Genomic DNA, 16385 nt, shown 5'->3' with positions numbered 1-16385 from the left:
ACCATCATGTACGCAATCACCGGAATCACCGGCAAGGTCGGCGGCGCACTTGCGCGCAGCCTTCTCGCCGGGGGACTACCCGTCCGCGCCGTTCTGCGCGACAAGGCCAAGGCGGCGGAGTGGAGAACCCGGGGCTGTGACGTCGCCCTGGCCGAGATGGACGATGCGGCAAGCCTGACTTCAGCGTTTCGGGGTGCCACGGGCGTCTTCATCCTGCCGCCCTCCGAGTTCGACCCGGAGCCCGGCTTTCCCGAGGCCAGGCGCGTCATCGCGACCGTGGCGGCGGCTTTGGCCGAGGCGCGTCCCGGCAAGGTGGTCTGCTTGTCGACAATCGGCGCTGATGCTCCGCACGAGAACCTGCTGACCCAGCGCATGCTGATGGAACAGTCGCTGGGGGAGATCGGCCTTCCGATCACCTTCCTGAGGCCCGGCTGGTTCATGGAAAATGCGCTCTGGGACGTTCCCTCGGCGCGCGATGAAGGCGTGTTGCGCAGCTTCCTGCAGCCGGCTGACAGACCGTTCCCGATGGTTGCGACGCAAGATGTCGGGCGCCAGGCCGCCATGCTCCTCCGTGAGGACTGGAGCGGGACGCGGGTCGTCGAGCTGGAAGGGTCCGCACGCGTCTCACCCAACGATCTCGCCCGCGCCTTCGCCACGGTGCTGGAGCGCCCGGTCAGGGTCGAGACAGTGCTGCGTGAAAGCTGGGAGGAGATCTTCCGTTCCCAGGGCACGCAAAATCCGTCACCCCGGATCCGGATGCTTGACGGCTTCAACGAGGGCTGGATCGAGTTCAGCGACCACGGCCGATCAGCGGTGAAGGGCACCACGACACTTGAAAGCGTCATCGTCGAACTCGTCAGGGCGTGCCAAGGCAAGACAGCCGCCTGATGGGATCACGACTTACCGCATGGACTCCCGAACCAGCGGCGGCGCGAAGCGGCGGGGCGCGCGTGTAGCCCCGCCGCCACATCCGCGAAAGGACACCATCATGGAATCATCACCACACAGGGCGTTGTGATCCCACGCCTCGGCTTCGGTACGTTCCGCAGGCCAGGAGGCGACGCCCAGCCGATTGTCGAGAGGGCGATGGGATGCCGCATGAAATTGCAGGCGCATCTCGCGATCAATCGCCAGCTTTGTGAACCCAAACTCTGAGAACCTTTTGAGTGCGGATATCTGCGGATATCGGCAGTTTGCCGTTTGAGCCCGGTTGCTATTTGCTAGCTTGCCCTAGTTGTTGCTTCATGCGCAGCCGGTGTTGAGAGGAGTTCCGCGCAGCGGTTGGAGATTCATATCCCGGGAGGAGATCACGATGAGAAGATTTGTCGCCACTCTGGCTGCTGCCGCGGCCGTCGCGCTTTATGGGTTCACTGCCGGCGCGCAGACCTATCCTGAACGCACCATCACCGTTGTGGTGCCGTTTGCAGCCGGCGGCCCGACCGACACGGTCACGCGCCTCGTCGCGGAAGCGATGTCGAAGGATCTCGGCCAGCAGGTCATCGTCGAAAATGTCGGTGGCGCCGGCGGCACGCTGGGTGCCGGTCGCGTCGCCAACGCCGAGCCTGACGGCTATACGCTGCTGCTCCATCATATCGGCATGGCGACAAGTGCGACGCTGTACAGAAAGCTCGCCTACGACACGCTGAACGCCTTCGAATATGTCGGCCTCGTCACCGAGGTGCCGATGACCATCGTCGGCCGCAAGGACCTGGAGCCGACCGATCTCAAGGGGTTGGTGGAGTACGCCAAGGCCAACAAGGATTCCATTACCGTCGCCAATGCCGGCATCGGTGCGGCCTCGCATCTATGCGGCATGCTGTTCATGAGCGCCATCAAGACGCCGCTGGTCACCGTGCCCTACAAGGGCACCGGCCCGGCCATGACGGATCTGCTCGGCGGCCAGGTCGACATCATGTGCGACCAGACGACCAACACCACCAAGCAGATCCAGGGCGGCACCATCAAGGCCTATGCCGTCACCTCGCCGGAGCGCCTCGATGTGCTGAAGGACGTGCCGACGACGGTGGAAGCCGGCCTTCCCGATGTGCAGGTCGGCATCTGGCATGGCCTCTATGCACCCAAGGGCACGCCGGCCGGGATCACCGAACGCCTGTCGAAATCGCTGCAGGTCGCGCTGAAGGACCAGAACGTCGCGGCCCGCTTCGCCGAACTCGGCACCAAGCCGTCGCCCGAGGCCGATGCGACGCCCGCCGCACTGAAGGCCAAGCTGGAAAGCGAGATCGCGCGCTGGAAGCCGATCATCGAAGCCGCCGGCCAGTACGCCGACTGAGGTTTGAATAGGGGCGCCACCAGCGCCCCTATTCCGCTCGGCATCCGCTACACACTGCGGGCTTGGGAGAACCATCATGAAACCTTTCGCGATCGACAGGGCCAACGGCCTGTGCGCCGCCCTGTTCATCGGTTTCGGCGCATGGTTCGCGCTGCAATCGCTCGGTCTCGAAATCGGCACCGCCTTGCGCATGGGGCCAGGCTATTTTCCGCTGGTCCTGGCGATCGTACTAATCCTGCTTGGCGCCGTCATTCTCGTCCAGGCCGTACGCGTCGAGGGCGAAGCGATCGGGCACATTGCGTGGCGCGGCATGCTGCTCATCCTGCCTGCTCCGATCTTCTTCGGCCTGACAGTGCGCGGCCTCGGATTCATCCCGTCGATCTTCCTGACGGCGCTGATCGCGTCGTTTGCCAGCCGCCGCATGAAGCCATTGACCGCGCTCGTGCTGTCGGCCGGCCTGACGTTGTTTGCCTTCCTCGTCTTCAGCTACGCGCTCGGCCTGCCGTTCCGCCGCTTCGGCCCGTGGCTGGCCCCAGGGTCGGCATCGTGAGGCGATGAGCATGGATCTCCTCGACAACCTCGCGCTCGGCTTTTCGACGGCGACGTCGTTGACCAACCTCGGTTTCTGCCTGATCGGCGTCCTTCTCGGCACGCTGATCGGCGTCCTGCCCGGCATCGGCGCCACCGCGACCATCGCCATGCTTCTGCCCATCACCTTCCAGATCGGCGACCCGGTCTCCTCCCTCATCATGCTCGCCGGCATCTATTACGGTGCGCAATATGGCGGCTCGACCACCGCCATTCTCATCAACATGCCGGGCGAATCCTCGTCCGCCGTGACCGCGATCGACGGCTACCAGATGGCCAGGAACGGCCGCGCCGGAGCGGCTCTCGCGATCGCGGCCATCGGCTCGTTCTTTGCCGGCACGGTGTCGACGTTCCTCGTCGCCATCTTTGCCCCGCCGCTGACGGCGATCGCGCTGAAATTCGGCGCGGCCGAGTATTTTTCGCTGATGATCGTCGGCTTGGTTTCGTCCGTCGCGCTCGCCCACGGCTCTATCGTCAAGGCGCTGGCCATGGTCGTGCTCGGCCTGCTGCTCGGCATTGTCGGCACCGACATCTACACCGGCACGCCGCGCTTCACGCTTGGAATCCGGGAATATGCCGACGGCTTGAATTTCGTTGCGGTGGCGGTCGGCGTCTTTGGCGTCGCCGAGATCCTGCGCAACCTCGAAAACGAGGATGAGCGCTCCGTGATGATCCGCAAGGTCACGGGCCTTATGCCGACCCGCGAGGACTTTCGGCGCATGGCAGCGCCCATCGTGCGCGGAACGATCATCGGTTCGGCGCTCGGCATCCTGCCGGGAGGCGGCGCGATCCTGGCAGCTTTTGCGTCCTACACGGTCGAAAAACGCGTCTCGAAAAACCCGCAGGAGTTCGGCAAGGGCGCCATCGAAGGCGTCGCCGGACCGGAATCGGCCAACAATGCCGGTGCGCAGACCTCCTTCATCCCGATGCTGACGCTCGGCATTCCAGCCAACCCGGTCATGGCGCTGATGATCGGCGCCATGATCATCCAGGGCATCGTGCCCGGCCCCAATGTCGCTACCGAACAGCCGGCGCTGTTCTGGGGTATAATCGCCTCGATGTGGATCGGCAATCTGATGCTGATCGTCCTCAACCTGCCGCTGATCGGGCTTTGGGTGAAGCTGCTGACGATCCCCTATTACGTGCTTTTCCCGATCATCATGGCGTTCTGCTCGATCGGCGTCTACAGCGTCAACAGCAACGTCTACGACCTCTATGCCGTCGCCTTCTTCGGCTTCCTCGGCTATCTCCTGACCAAGCTGCGCTGCGAACCGGCGCCGCTGCTGCTCGGCTTCGTGCTCGGCCCGCTGCTCGAGGAAAACCTGCGCCGCGCCATGATCCTCTCGCGCGGCGACCCGAGCACCTTCGTGACCAGACCGATCAGCGCCGGCCTGCTGCTCATCGCGCTCGCCGTGCTCGTCATCGTCTTCCTGCCGGCGGTCAAGAAAAAGCGCGAAGAGGTGTTTGTGGAGGAGAGTTGAATTACGCCGTCGCTCCGCTTCGGTCCTGAATCTCTTCGACAGGGTCGAGCGGTGCGATCGGCACCAGCGGTGCCGGCACATCGGTCGTCTTGACCTCGGCCTTGCAGATGTCGGCGATGACGCAGGCCGGGCAATCCGGCTTGCGCGCCTTGCAGACGTAGCGGCCATGCAGGATCAGCCAGTGATGTGCATGGCGCATATATTCGTCCGGAATGATCTTCAACAATCCTTGCTCGACCTGTTCCGGCGTCTTGCCGGGCGCCAGCCCGAGCCGGTTGCCGATGCGGAAAATATGCGTGTCGACAGCCATCGTGTGCTGGCCGAAGGCCATGTTGAGCACGACATTGGCAGTCTTGCGCCCGACCCCGGGCAGCTTGACCAATTCATCGCGACTGTCGGGTACCTCGCCGCCATGGTCGCGGATCAGCGCCTGCGACAGAGCAATCACATTCTTCGCCTTGTTGCGCCACAGCCCGATGGTGCGGATATATTCGCCGACCCTTGCCTCCCCCAGTGGCAGCATCTTGTGAGGCGTATCGGCGGCCTTGAACAGCGCCCGCGTCGCCTTGTTGACGCCGGCATCCGTCGCTTGCGCCGACAGCACCACCGCCACCAGCAGCGTGAAGGCGTTGACATGTTCGAGTTCGCCCTTCGGCTCGGGCCTCTGGACGGAAAAGCGCCGGAATATCTCGTGCACTTCGGCCGGGCTGTAGCGCGAGGTGCGCCGCACCGGCCGCGGGCGTGGCTTGGCGTTCGACCCATCGCGCCGTGCGGGCAACAGCTCTTTTTTGGACATGGAAGAATCTTTGGACTTGGGGCTCGCCATTTCCCTCCTATAATATCCCGCCATGAGCGACACAAACGCCTCGTTTCAGGCCGACGAGCCATTCTTTCAGGCGCTACTGACCCCGCACCGGTCGCTGGGCCGGACAGGCTTCTTCATCCTGATGGGCGCGCTGCTGTTCGGCTGGCTGGTGACAGGCGCGTTTTTCCTGTCGCGCGGCGCCTGGCCGGTGTTCGGCTTCTTCGGCCTCGACGTGGTCGCCGTCTACATCGCCTTTCGCATCAACTATCGTGCCGCTCGCGCACGCGAGGAAGTCTCGGTCTCGCGCACCAGCCTCGACATCCGCAAGACCGCCCCCTCGGGGAAATCGGAAGCGCATCGCTTCAATCCGTTCTGGGCGCGGTTTTCGGTGGCCCGTCACGCCGAGATCGGCATCACAGGGATGACGGTGGAAGGCCAAGGGCAGAACGTGCCGATCGGATCGTTCCTGGACCCCGATTCCCGCGAGAGCTTTGCCACCGCCTTTTCGCGGGCGCTGGCGACCGCCAAGGCACGCTGAGCCTGCCACGAGCGGTTCCTGGGCTCGAATTCCGTGTCCATCTGGGTATGCGCCGCAGGAAGGCAAGTTTCGGGTGGCGATCGACGCCCCGAGGGGCGATATTCCGGCTCAAGGAGACAGTTCCATGAGCACACACACCGCGGTCCTCAAAAAGGATATCACGCCTGAAGGCAGCGACTACGAGATCGTGCGCCGTGCCATCGAGAAGATCAGTCTCGACTATCGTGACCAGCCTTCCCTTGAAGAGCTGGCCGAGGAGGTCGGCGAGACGCCGACCGGCTTGCAAAAACTCTTCACCCGCTGGGCCGGCCTGTCGCCCAAAGCCTTCCTGCAGGCGGTGACGCTGGACCATGCGCGCAGGTTGCTCGATTCCGGCATGCCGCTGCTCGAGACCTCGTTCGAACTGGGCATGTCCGGCCCGGGCAGGCTGCATGACCTGTTCGTCACGCATGAGGCGATGTCGCCGGGCGACTACAAGACACGCGGCGCCGGGCTCGCCATCCGCTACGGCTTCCATTCCTCGCCGTTCGGCACCGCCCTGATCATGGCCACCGAGCGCGGGCTTGCAGGCCTGGCCTTCAGCGACCCCGGCGAGGAACGCGCCGCCTTCGCCGACATGTCCAGCCGCTGGCCGAACGCCGTCTACGTCGAGGACATGACTGCTACCGGTCCCTATGCCGCCCGTATCTTCGACCCAACGTTGTGGCGCCCCGACCAGCCGCTGCATGTCGTCATGATCGGCACCGACTTCCAGGTTCGCGTCTGGGAGGCGCTGCTCAAGATCCCGATGGGTAAGGCCCGCACCTATTCCTCGATCGCGGCCAGCATCGGCGCACCGTCCGCCAGCCGTGCGGTCGGTGCGGCCAACGGCGCCAATCCGCTCTCTTTCGTGGTGCCTTGTCACCGCGCCATCGGTAAATCAGGCGACCTCACCGGCTATCACTGGGGCCTGACCCGCAAGCGCGCCATTCTGGGCTGGGAAGCCGGGCAGGTATCGTAATATCGATTTTTCTCGAAATTTTGAAGAAAAACATAGGTATATCGGCGTTATTAAGTATAAGCGCAATTTCCACTGTGGTTTCCGCCTTTGCAACCGAGAGCAACCTCCGGTTCCTGTAATTGTTATTTTAAGCCGTTATTTTAGGTAACTCTAAATTAACCACGATAAAGTGATGATGCCCTCATATTAATCCGGACGATCCGGCTTGATAGGAGGTCCCGATGACATTGTTTCGCGCCGCCTGCGGCGCAGCTCTGCTGGTTGCCAGCATCGACGAGGCCGCGTTGGCCGCGACGCAGAATGTCATCTTCAATGGCACGATCGCGCCCACCTGCACGCTTGTCGTTGCCACCAACGGCACGATGACGGCCAGTCCCGATCTCCAGTCCCTCAGTTCCCACAACAGCGGCGGCTCGGCTGGGACCGTGACGCTGACGACGACCGGAGGTGTGTCGCTCAGCGTCGATCCGGTCACCACCATGACGGTGCCATCGGCAGACAGCACGTCGACGACCTGGACGCCGACCTACTCCGCCACCGGCGCGCATGCCATCGTCGAGACCGGCTCGGCAACCAGCATCACCACACCCGGCGCCGATCTCGTCTCGGTTCACCTCGCCGGAATCAAAGGCGGCAGCAATCGCTTCGCCAACGGCAATTATCAGGCAACGGTAACGCTGCGCTGCGAATGACGCGCAGCGAAGGAGGGGTCGTTGAAACATGTTCGAATCCTGGCGACGGCACTGGCCATCGGATTGGCGCCCATTGCCGTCAAGGCACAATCGATGTCGCCGATGCGTGGCGAGATCAACAGCTTCACCGACGTCTTCGCGGTCCGCATCTTCCCTGCCAATCCCTACGACAGGAAGATCCGGGTCGAAATCCACGTCTACGATCAGGATTTTCAGCCGGTAGATGCCAGAATCTCTCCAAATGTCTTCCAGCTGGCTTCCCAGGCTTCCCGTTCTGTCCTTGTGGTCGTGCCCTTTGATGGCGCCGGCGAGCGTAAAGTGCGTATCTGTACCGAAAGCATTCCCTTTCCCAATCAACAAACGCAGATAAGGGCACAGATATGCGGAAAGTTCTTCGGGCGCCGCAAGTCCTGACACTGGCGCTCGCGGCTGCTTGGGCGGGTGCCTCGCCGGCCGGGGCCGAGGACGTCTATAACCTCAACCAGAATGAGAGCGGCTTCAACCTGCCCGGTGTCACCTTGCCTCAGGGCCAGGACGAGGTCCGTGCCGCGGACGGCACCACATGCCGTTCCGCCGTCTCCGGCTCCGGGGCCTATGTCGATCTCGGCGTTATCAGAGGCAACAGCCAGTCCGACAATGATGTCGCCACTTACGGCCGGGTGGTGATCCCGATCGGGCGTACGCCGAAGCGCGTCGATTGCAGCCGCCTCTACGAGCTTGAGGTCGAGCGCCTGCATCTGGAACTGAAACTTCTCAAAATGGGCCTCGGCGCCGACGGCCAGACGGCCAGCGTAGCCGCCACCGCTCCCGCAGCCGCATCACCGGGGTGGGCCAACGAAGGCTGGAGCATCAGGACCGGAAATGGCGATGGCAAGAAAAAGAAGAAGCAGTAGCCGCGCGCTGTTTGCGATGGCTGCACTTGCCGGTTCCTGCCTTCCGGTGCAGGCAGCGATCATCGGCACCTGCACCATCATGGTCGGGGCGTCCGGAACGATGAAGGCCAATCCCGCCATCAACATACTGGGCTCTAAACAGGCAGGCGGATCGAGCGCCAGCGCCACCGTGGTGGCAAGTTCCCTGTTGTGCTCGATACTTAACTTGCTTGACTGCTATTCGGTTTCGGCGCCGGCGCCTGCCGCATTCTCCTCCGCACCGAGCGGCGGCGGCACCAACGTGACCTTCGCTTCAGTCTTCCGCCTCGATGGCTCGGGGGTCGATGTCAACGGAAGTGTGCCGCAGAGGGTTGCCAACGGCACCCACGCGATGCAGGTCGACCTCACCGCCACCAAGTCGAGCGGCATCTTTCCCGCCGGCAACTATCAGGGCACGGTCACCGTGCGCTGCGAATAGGCCACAACGCCTCAAATCGGACTGGACCATGCGCGTGGTCTGGCAAGCCGCGGCCATACAGGTTAGCTTCCACGCAATCGGAACGATCTGCGTCCGCCCGGACGCACGAAGACGCTCCGACATTTTGAATCTGCGTTGCCAGGAGGCCCTGCTTGATTATCGTCATCGGCTCGATCAACCTCGACCTTATCGCCAAGGTCGACCGCCTGCCGAGCCCCGGCGAGACGGTGGGCGGCTCGGCGTTCACCACCGCGCCTGGGGGCAAGGGCGCCAACCAGGCACTGGCCGCCGCACGCGCCGGAGCCTCGGTGCGCATGGTCGGCGCCGTCGGCAGGGACAGCTTCGCCGCCGAGGCACTGGCATTGCTGCGCGACGGCAAGGTCGACCTGTCCGGCGTTGCCGAGACTCATGCCTCGACCGGCACGGCACTGATCATGGTCGCCGACGACGGCGAGAACATCATCGCCGTGGTGCCGGGCGCCAACGCTTCCGTGGTGCCAGGCGATCTCTCCAAGGCATTTCTGAAAAAAGGCGACGTCGTGCTGCTGCAAAATGAGATTCCGCTGGCCACCGTCGATGCCGCCCTCGACCAGGCAAGGGCGGCCGGCGCCATCACCGTGCTCAACACGGCGCCTTTCCAGGGGCAGGCAGCCGGCTTTCTCGGCAAGGCGGACTATGTCGCCGCCAACGAAACCGAGTTCGACCTCTATGGCGAAGCGCTGTCGCTGCAAGGCCGCGACCGGGCGGCCCGTATGCGCGACTTTGCCGGAAAGACCGGCCGCACCGTCGTCGTCACGCTCGGCGGCGACGGCGTGATGGCGGCAACGCCGAGCGAATTCCTCACCGTTCCGGCACGCAAGATCACCCCTGTCGACACGGTCGGCGCCGGCGATACGTTCTGCGGCTATTTCGCCGCCAGCCTGTCGTCGGGCCTCACGCTCGAACAGGCGCTGGCGCGCGCTGGCGCGGCCGGTTCGCTGGCCTGCCTGAAGCCTGGCGCCCAACCGGCGATCCCGCTCGCCAAAGACGTCGATCAGGCGCTGCAGGAAACCCGTTAAAATGCTGCGTCCGCAAACGAAACATGCCGTGCCGCCGGCAAGCGACATCTGCCGCCTGTCCGCTGTCGAACTCGCCGGCGCGATCCGGGAGAGAGAGCTTTCCGTGCGCGAGGTGGTGGCGGCATTCCTCGATCGCATCGAGGCGGTCAATCCGCTGGTCAACGCCATCGTCTCCTTGCGCGATCGCGCCGATATCCTGCGCGAAGCCAATGCGGCCGATGCCAGCCTGTCGCGAGCCGAAGCGGCGGGTCCGCTCTTCGGCATGCCGATCGCCATCAAGGATCTCGCCTCGACCACCGGCCTCAGGACCTCCTTCGGCTCGCCGATCTTCGCCGATTTCGTGCCGCAGGAAGACGATTTCTTCGTCGAGCGCATTCGCAATGCCGGCGCCATCATCATCGGCAAGACCAACGTCCCCGAATTCGGGCTCGGCTCCAACACCTACAACGCCGTGTTCGGGCCGACGCTGAACGCCTTCGATCCGGCCCTGACCGCCGGCGGCTCGAGCGGCGGCGCGGCGGTGGCCCTGGCGCTCGACATGGTGCCCGTCGCCGATGGCAGCGACTTCGGCGGCTCGCTGCGCAACCCGGCCGCCTGGAACAATGTTTTTGGCTTCCGCCCGTCGCAAGGACTTGTTCCCGGCGGACCCGATTTTGAAGTCTTCCATGCGCAGATGGGCGTCGACGGGCCGATGGGCCGCAACGTCCGTGACATGGCGCTGCTGCTCGATGTGCAGGCCGGTTACCACCCGCACGCGCCATTGTCCTACGAGAAACCCGGCTCGTTCCTCGAAGGGCTTGGAATACCGGCAACTGCTGGCCGCATCGCCTGGCTCGGTGACCTCGGCGGTCATCTGCCGGTCGAACCCGGCATCCTCGGACTGTGCGAGGCAGCACTTGGCCGCTTTGCGGATGCATCCTTCCCTAGCGAACCCCTGCTGCCGGATTTCGATTTCGAAGCGCTGTGGCAGGCCTTCGTGACGCTGCGCCAGGCCAGCAGCGGCTGTGCGCTCAAGACCCACTATGACGATCCCGCGAAGCGCCGCCTGCTCAAGCCGGAAGCCATCTGGGAAGTGGAGAACGCCATGCGGCTGACGGCGCCGCAGATCCGCGCCGCCTCCGTGACCCGTACATCCTGGCATCGCACGCTGCTGTCGATCTTCGACCGCTATGATCTCGTCGCGCTGCCGACCGCGCAGGTCTTCCCCTTCGATGTCGATACGCATTGGCCGCGTGAGGTCGCCGGACGCGCAATGGACAGCTATCACCGCTGGATGCAGGTTTCCGCCTTCGCGACCTTGGGCGGCTGCCCGGCGGCCAACGTGCCGGTCGGCTTCGACGATAGAGGGCGGCCGATGGGCATGCAGCTGATCGGCCGGCCACGCGGCGATCTTGCCGTGCTGAAGGCGGCGGCCGCTTATGAGGCGACGCTGCCGTGGCAAGCCGGCGCCTGAGCCGGATCCACTGGCCTGGTCCCCACGCTTCGCGCACCGGCTTGCAACGCTATCGCTGCTATGCATGATTATCATCGGTTGCGCCGCATCGGCGGCATTCCTGGGGAAAAGTCATGTCGCTCGAACTCTACGCCGCCTATGTCCTGGCTTGCATCGTCATCATCCTGGTGCCCGGCCCAACGGTCACGCTGATCATCGCCAACAGCATTCGCCATGGCTCCCGCGCCGGCCTCGCCAATGTCGCCGGCACGCAGGCCGGGCTTGCCGTGATGATCGCCATCGTCGGCATCGGCCTCAACACGCTGATCGCAGGCATGGGCCACTGGTTCGAGTGGGTCAGGCTGATCGGCGCCGCCTATCTGATCTGGATGGGTGTGCAGATGTTCCGTTCCAAGGGCACGTTGAATCCCGATGGAACAGCGAGAAAGCCACGCGGCGGCTTCTTCCTGCAGGGCTTGCTGGTGGCGCTCAGCAATCCCAAGACGCTGATTTTCTTCGGCGCCTTCTTTCCGCAGTTCATTTCGCCGCAAGGCAATTATTCGCTGCAGATCGCCATCATGGGCCTGACCGCGATGATCTTCGCCGCTTTTTCTGATTCGACCTACGCGCTGGCCGCCGGCCGCGCCGGGCGCCTGCTGTCGGCCGGCCGCATCAAACTCCTGTCGAGGATCAGCGGCAGCTTCATGGTCGGCGGCGGTCTGTGGCTGGCGTTTTCTAAGGCGAAGTAACAGCTCGCCGAGAGCCGGGACGAAAAGAGTTGCAGCGCCTTGGAATGGCAACAGATTGAAAGTGTGCTCTCTCACCACCACATGAATATGTGTTGAGGGACTCATGTCTGTCTTTTGGACTTGGAATGGTTTGAAGAGGAACGCGCCTGGCGTGATACTCTTTATCGGTGCTTTGCGATTATGATCATGTCGGCGGCAAATAAATGGGCCAACGACGCCAGCCCGATCCGATCGGTCGACACATTCGAAGCAAACGTCGAAAGTGTCCAGTTGGACCATGGCCGCGGCATATATCTGGTTTCTATCGAGAACGCTTCGTCTGTCCTTATCGATGACGGTCGCCCGCATCTGATCGGCTCGCGCACAAGCATTGAACGCCTCACGCGCGACAATGGCTTCGTTTTCTACCGATTCGTGAATTGAACCATGGCGACAGCATTTTCTCTCAAAAACCGCCTGCTTCTGTTTCAGGCAGAATACCGCGATGCGGTTATTGGTGTCACTTTCTTCTGCACACTGCCTCTGGCGGCGCTGATCCCAATTGCGATGAAACAGGACAATCCGGTTGTGGCAACTCAGCGTGTGATGGGCACCGTCGAGTATGTCAGGTTAATGCCCATCAATCCGAAGATGGCCGCCGGGCGTGGGCTGTATTACACATACGACGTCCGCCTTGATGGCAGCAACGCGGTGACATCCATCGACGATGAAGTGGGGATGCCGCACCTCGTCGGTTCGGTCATCCCCATCGAGCGGCAACATCATAAGCGCGGCGGAGACACCTTTCGGTTTCTCAATCGGTGAAGACGCGTGCTCACAAGTTCAGTTCTGTTCTGACGATCAGTTAAGCCGCCCCAGCCTCTCCAGCAGCAATGCGAAAAATCCGTCATGGTCGATGTCGCGCATCACCATGGCGTTCTTCGGCCGCTTGGTGACGCCCCACCAGTCGATCACGGTCATGCCCATGGTCAGTTCCGAGGCGGTTTCCACGCTGACGTTGCAGTTGCGGCCCTTGAACAGGTCAGGCTTCAACAGATAGGCGATGACGCAAGGGTCGTGCAGCGGGCCACCGTCGGTGCCGTATTTCTCCTCGTCGAAGCGCTCGAAGAATTCCAGCATCTCGGCGGTGGCGGTGCCGACCTTGGTGCCGAGCGCGCGGAAGGTTTGCGTGCGCTTGGCGGTGGTCAGCGCCTTATGGGTGACATCGAGGGGCATCATCACGATCGGAATACCGGATTTGAGCACGACATCGGCGGCCTGCGGATCGACATAGATGTTGAATTCCGCGGTCGGGGTGACATTGCCGCCCTCGAAGAAGCCGCCGCCCATCAGCACGATTTCCTTGATGCGCGGTGCAATGCGCGGCTCGCGGATCAGCGCCAGCGCAATGTTGGTGAGCGGGCCGAGCGCACAAAGCGTGATCGTGCCGCTTTCTTCCCCCATCAGCGTCTCGACGATGAAATCGACCGCGTACTGGTCCTGCAGCTTCATCGTCGGTTCGGGCAATTGCGGTCCGTTGAGGCCGGTCTTGCCATGCACTTCCTCGGCGGTGACCAATTCGCGCATCAGGGGCCGGATGGCGCCGGCATAGACCTTGATGTCCGGGCGGCCAGCCAACTCGCAGATCTTTCGGGCATTCTTTTCGGTAAGCTTCAGCGGCACGTTTCCGGCAACGGCTGATATGCCGACGATCTCCAGTTCGGAGCTGCCGAGCGCCAGCAATATGGCGACGGCATCATCCTGACCGGGATCCGTGTCGATGATGATCTTGCGTGATTGAGGCATTTCAATTCCTTGTTTGGCGAGGTCGTGGGCTTGAACCGATCCGATCGAAACATCCAAATGACGCCGAAGCGGTCGCGAACTGCCATGTCGAACCGCTCGACCGGGAAAGACAATTCCCGACCTGCGCGCTTCTCCTTGCATCTGCTCGCCGTTTCAAGCGCCATGTGGGTCATTCCTGTGAGTCCACGCCTGGTCTTTTTGAGCGGGTCTGTTGACGGCTTGAACTTGGTCGCGGGGCGGACCATATCAAGGCCATCGGGAAAAATGCCATCTGGGTTTTTCCACTTTATGTCGCTCTTGAGAGGACAGTGTAACATGAGCCGAATGACGCCCTTTTCCAGCCCGCTTCTCCTTGGTTTCGACGCCATGGAAAAGACCCTGGAACGCCTGGCGAAATCCGGCGACAGCTACCCTCCCTACAACATCGAACGCCTCAGCGGCGCCGACGGCAAGACCGAAAGGTTGCGCATCACATTGGCGGTCGCCGGTTTCGCCGAAAGCGATCTCGATGTCACCACGGAGGAAAACCAGTTGGTCGTGCGCGGCCGTCAGACCGACGACACCGAGCGCGAATTTCTTCATCGCGGCATCGCCGCACGCCAGTTCCAGCGCTGTTTCGTGCTGGCCGACGGCATGCGGGTGATCGCGGCGGAGTTGAAGAACGGTCTTTTGTCGATCGACCTCGATCGGCCTGAGTCCGAACGGCTGGTACGGAAAATAAACATATCGGTGAAAGACTGATCTTTACCACTGCATCGGCCGGAAATCGGCTCCGACTTTCCGAAAGCACGATGCAGCAAATTGAAATGGCTCTCATGCGGGATGGCCTTGAGCGGCGTCCTCGCGCCAAGGAGGCTTTGAAATGACCAGAACTGAAAACATCACCATGACCAATGGCGAATTCGCTCATCTCGGCGAAGGCTCGGTCGCTTATCTCAGAAAGGTCTCGAGCGACGAATTGCTCGGCCGTTTCCCCAATCTTGGCGAAATCGCCCCCGGCATGGAACTGTGGGCCTTGTTTGCCGCCAATGGCCAGCCGATCCTGCTTTCCGATGCGCGTGACCGCGCTCTGGCCGGCGCCATGGAAAACGACCTGACCACGGTCGCCATTCACTGAGAGCGATTCCGGCTGAAACGGAAAAGGGCCGCCCATGGCGGCCCTGTGGCGATATCATCCTCGAAGTTCAGGCCGCGTGCGAAGCCTGGGTGTCCGATAGAAGCGCGTGGATAGCGGCGGCGTCGCGCGTACCCCTGATCTTGGCCACCGTGTCGGCATCGCGCAGGACCCGCGCGATGCGCGACAGTGCCTTGAGGTGGTCGGCGCCCGCCCCTTCCGGCGCCAGCAGCAGAAACACCAGATCGACGGGCTGATCGTCCAGCGATTCGAAATCGACAGGCGTCTCCAGCCGGGCGAAAACACCTGCAATGCGCTTCACGCCGGCCAGCTTGCCGTGCGGGATGGCGATGCCGTTGCCGACGCCGGTCGAACCCAGGCGCTCACGCTGCAGGATGGTGTCGAACACCTCCCGCTCCGGAATGTCGGAAATCGCCGCTGCCCGTTCGGACAGCAGTTGCAGCAGCTGCTTCTTGGAGTTCGCCTTCAACGCCGGCAGTATCGCCGGAACGTTGATAAGATCGCTCAGATCCATGCTAGAAAATCCCTTGTTCGCCTGCCGTCACCAGTCCCCACCCCTCGTGCGGCCGGCTCTTATTGCCGTGCGACCCTTGTCGTCACCGTGCGACCCTTGTCGTCACCGTGCGACCTTTGTCGTCACGCTTGCGCGACCTTGGTCGTCGACGGGTCGATCCAGCCGATATTTCCATCGGGTCGGCGATAGACGATGTTGAGATGGTCGGTTCCCGCATTGCGGAAGACAACGACCGGGCTGTCCTTGGTGTCGAGCTCGATGACCGCCGACGCCACCGACATGGTCTTCAGCGTCATGGTTGATTCGGCGACGATGGCGGGCGCGAAATTCTCCGGAATGTCCTCGTCGTCATCGGCAAGCGGCGCCATCACCGTGTAGGCGATGTCCGTCGGCTGGCCGTTGGCGGCGCCCGAATTGTGCGATTTCAGCCTGCGCTTGTAGCGCCTCAGGCGGGTTTCCAGACGGTCCGCCGCCGCCTCGAAGGCAAGCGTCGGATCCTGGGCATCGCCGGTGGCCTGCAGCGAAGCGCCGGAATCCAGCCGGATCATGCAGTCCGCCGAATAGCGCGAGCCCGATTTGATGACCGTGACATGTCCGGCAAAGCCGCGATCGAAATATTTGCCGATCGCTTCGCCGACGCGATCATTGATGCGTGTCCGAAACGCATCGCCGATGTCCATGTGTTTTCCCGATATGCGCAGATTCATCTGAAAACTGACCTTCCTTGCTCAGGCTTCAAACTGGCCCGAGTTTATACTCGTGATCCGTGCGCACAAGCTTTGCGGCGTCACTTGCGCCGATTTTAAATCCAAACTTTCCGGTTGATCACAAGCCGCCCTTTGACCGTCCCGAGGCCAACGTCGTGACGGACCATCCGCATGCAGGCTTCTAGCCCTTCTCATGCGGGCGGGCTTCTAGCCACTTCACCGCGGCTTGTCAATGAAGTGCCGGCCTGTGGAAATCGACCC

At 62.7% G+C, this 16385-nt stretch carries 21 protein-coding genes; 17 read left to right on the top strand and 4 right to left on the bottom strand.

Annotated elements, in window-relative coordinates:
* Window positions 1-6: 6 nt before the first annotated feature.
* The 4 genes from AC0L2U_RS13865 (at window position 7) to AC0L2U_RS13850 (ending at window position 4359) form a co-directional block, all read left to right on the top strand.
* Window positions 7-888, top strand: a complete 882-nt coding sequence (locus AC0L2U_RS13865; protein WP_127809327.1) for an NmrA family NAD(P)-binding protein — start codon at window positions 7-9, stop codon at window positions 886-888.
* Window positions 889-1312: 424 nt separating this feature from the next.
* Window positions 1313-2290 (top strand): tripartite tricarboxylate transporter substrate-binding protein, encoded by a 978-nt coding sequence (locus AC0L2U_RS13860; RefSeq protein ID WP_127809326.1) that lies wholly within the window; start codon window positions 1313-1315, stop codon window positions 2288-2290.
* A gap of 76 nt (window positions 2291-2366) precedes the next feature.
* Complete coding sequence (locus tag AC0L2U_RS13855) at window positions 2367-2840, top strand: tripartite tricarboxylate transporter TctB family protein (RefSeq protein ID WP_127271254.1); 474 nt, start codon at window positions 2367-2369, stop codon at window positions 2838-2840.
* A gap of 10 nt (window positions 2841-2850) precedes the next feature.
* A complete protein-coding gene (locus tag AC0L2U_RS13850; RefSeq protein ID WP_127397027.1) occupies window positions 2851-4359 on the top strand; it encodes a tripartite tricarboxylate transporter permease in 1509 nt (502 codons plus the stop codon).
* 1 nt (window position 4360) lies between these two features.
* Here the strand turns inward: AC0L2U_RS13850 and nth are convergent, their stop codons facing one another.
* Complete coding sequence (gene nth / locus AC0L2U_RS13845) at window positions 4361-5185, bottom strand: endonuclease III (RefSeq protein ID WP_127397028.1); 825 nt, start codon at window positions 5183-5185, stop codon at window positions 4361-4363.
* Between the two features lie 22 nt (window positions 5186-5207).
* On the opposite strand from nth, the gene AC0L2U_RS13840 reads away from it, so the two are divergent.
* From AC0L2U_RS13840 to AC0L2U_RS13790, 11 genes are all read left to right on the top strand, one after another.
* Window positions 5208-5702, top strand: coding sequence for a DUF2244 domain-containing protein (locus AC0L2U_RS13840; RefSeq protein WP_127397029.1), 495 nt, complete (start codon window positions 5208-5210; stop codon window positions 5700-5702).
* Between the two features lie 124 nt (window positions 5703-5826).
* Window positions 5827-6702: a methylated-DNA--[protein]-cysteine S-methyltransferase gene (locus tag AC0L2U_RS13835; RefSeq protein ID WP_127809324.1), complete on the top strand. Its 876-nt coding sequence runs from the start codon at window positions 5827-5829 to the stop codon at window positions 6700-6702.
* A gap of 221 nt (window positions 6703-6923) precedes the next feature.
* A complete protein-coding gene (locus AC0L2U_RS13830; RefSeq protein WP_127809323.1) occupies window positions 6924-7394 on the top strand; it encodes a hypothetical protein in 471 nt (156 codons plus the stop codon).
* 21 nt (window positions 7395-7415) lie between these two features.
* Window positions 7416-7808 carry a hypothetical protein gene (locus AC0L2U_RS13825; RefSeq protein ID WP_127322477.1) on the top strand — a complete coding sequence of 131 codons (393 nt, stop codon included), beginning with the start codon at window positions 7416-7418 and terminating at the stop codon, window positions 7806-7808.
* Window positions 7775-8287 carry a hypothetical protein gene (locus AC0L2U_RS13820; protein ID WP_127809322.1) on the top strand — a complete coding sequence of 171 codons (513 nt, stop codon included), beginning with the start codon at window positions 7775-7777 and terminating at the stop codon, window positions 8285-8287. The genes AC0L2U_RS13825 and AC0L2U_RS13820 overlap by 34 nt, the downstream gene beginning before the upstream one ends.
* On the top strand, window positions 8262-8744 hold the full coding sequence (locus tag AC0L2U_RS13815) for a hypothetical protein (protein WP_164895597.1): 483 nt from the start codon (window positions 8262-8264) through the stop codon (window positions 8742-8744). Before AC0L2U_RS13820 ends, AC0L2U_RS13815 begins: the two co-directional genes overlap by 26 nt.
* Before the next feature lie 152 nt (window positions 8745-8896).
* A complete protein-coding gene (locus AC0L2U_RS13810; RefSeq protein ID WP_292633970.1) occupies window positions 8897-9802 on the top strand; it encodes a ribokinase in 906 nt (301 codons plus the stop codon).
* 1 nt (window position 9803) lies between these two features.
* Complete coding sequence (locus AC0L2U_RS13805; RefSeq protein ID WP_473602042.1) at window positions 9804-11255, top strand: amidase; 1452 nt, start codon at window positions 9804-9806, stop codon at window positions 11253-11255.
* A 113-nt stretch (window positions 11256-11368) separates the two neighbouring features.
* Entirely contained in the window at window positions 11369-11983 is a 615-nt protein-coding gene (locus tag AC0L2U_RS13800) for a LysE family translocator (protein ID WP_128288021.1), read from the top strand.
* 120 nt (window positions 11984-12103) lie between these two features.
* Complete coding sequence (locus tag AC0L2U_RS13795; protein ID WP_473602041.1) at window positions 12104-12406, top strand: hypothetical protein; 303 nt, start codon at window positions 12104-12106, stop codon at window positions 12404-12406.
* 3 nt (window positions 12407-12409) lie between these two features.
* Window positions 12410-12787, top strand: a complete 378-nt coding sequence (locus tag AC0L2U_RS13790; protein WP_128288022.1) for a hypothetical protein — start codon at window positions 12410-12412, stop codon at window positions 12785-12787.
* A gap of 36 nt (window positions 12788-12823) precedes the next feature.
* Here AC0L2U_RS13790 and AC0L2U_RS13785 read toward each other — a convergent pair whose 3' ends face one another.
* Entirely contained in the window at window positions 12824-13768 is a 945-nt protein-coding gene (locus AC0L2U_RS13785; protein ID WP_292695723.1) for a nucleoside hydrolase, read from the bottom strand.
* A gap of 315 nt (window positions 13769-14083) precedes the next feature.
* On the opposite strand from AC0L2U_RS13785, the gene AC0L2U_RS13780 reads away from it, so the two are divergent.
* Entirely contained in the window at window positions 14084-14509 is a 426-nt protein-coding gene (locus AC0L2U_RS13780) for an Hsp20 family protein (RefSeq protein WP_023760739.1), read from the top strand.
* A gap of 121 nt (window positions 14510-14630) precedes the next feature.
* Window positions 14631-14885: a BQ00720 family protein gene (locus AC0L2U_RS13775; protein WP_023760740.1), complete on the top strand. Its 255-nt coding sequence runs from the start codon at window positions 14631-14633 to the stop codon at window positions 14883-14885.
* 67 nt (window positions 14886-14952) lie between these two features.
* On the opposite strand, the gene ptsN is transcribed toward AC0L2U_RS13775, so the two are convergent.
* Together ptsN and hpf are read right to left on the bottom strand one after the other, a co-directional pair.
* Window positions 14953-15417 (bottom strand): PTS IIA-like nitrogen regulatory protein PtsN, encoded by a 465-nt coding sequence (gene ptsN, locus AC0L2U_RS13770; RefSeq protein ID WP_128364205.1) that lies wholly within the window; start codon window positions 15415-15417, stop codon window positions 14953-14955.
* A 122-nt stretch (window positions 15418-15539) separates the two neighbouring features.
* Window positions 15540-16124 carry a ribosome hibernation-promoting factor, HPF/YfiA family gene (gene hpf / locus AC0L2U_RS13765; protein ID WP_128364206.1) on the bottom strand — a complete coding sequence of 195 codons (585 nt, stop codon included), beginning with the start codon at window positions 16122-16124 and terminating at the stop codon, window positions 15540-15542.
* Between the last annotated feature and the right edge of the window lie 261 nt (window positions 16125-16385).

The organism is Mesorhizobium sp. WSM4808, assembly GCF_055811675.1.
This window is presented reverse-complemented; position numbering and strand designations above follow the sequence as displayed.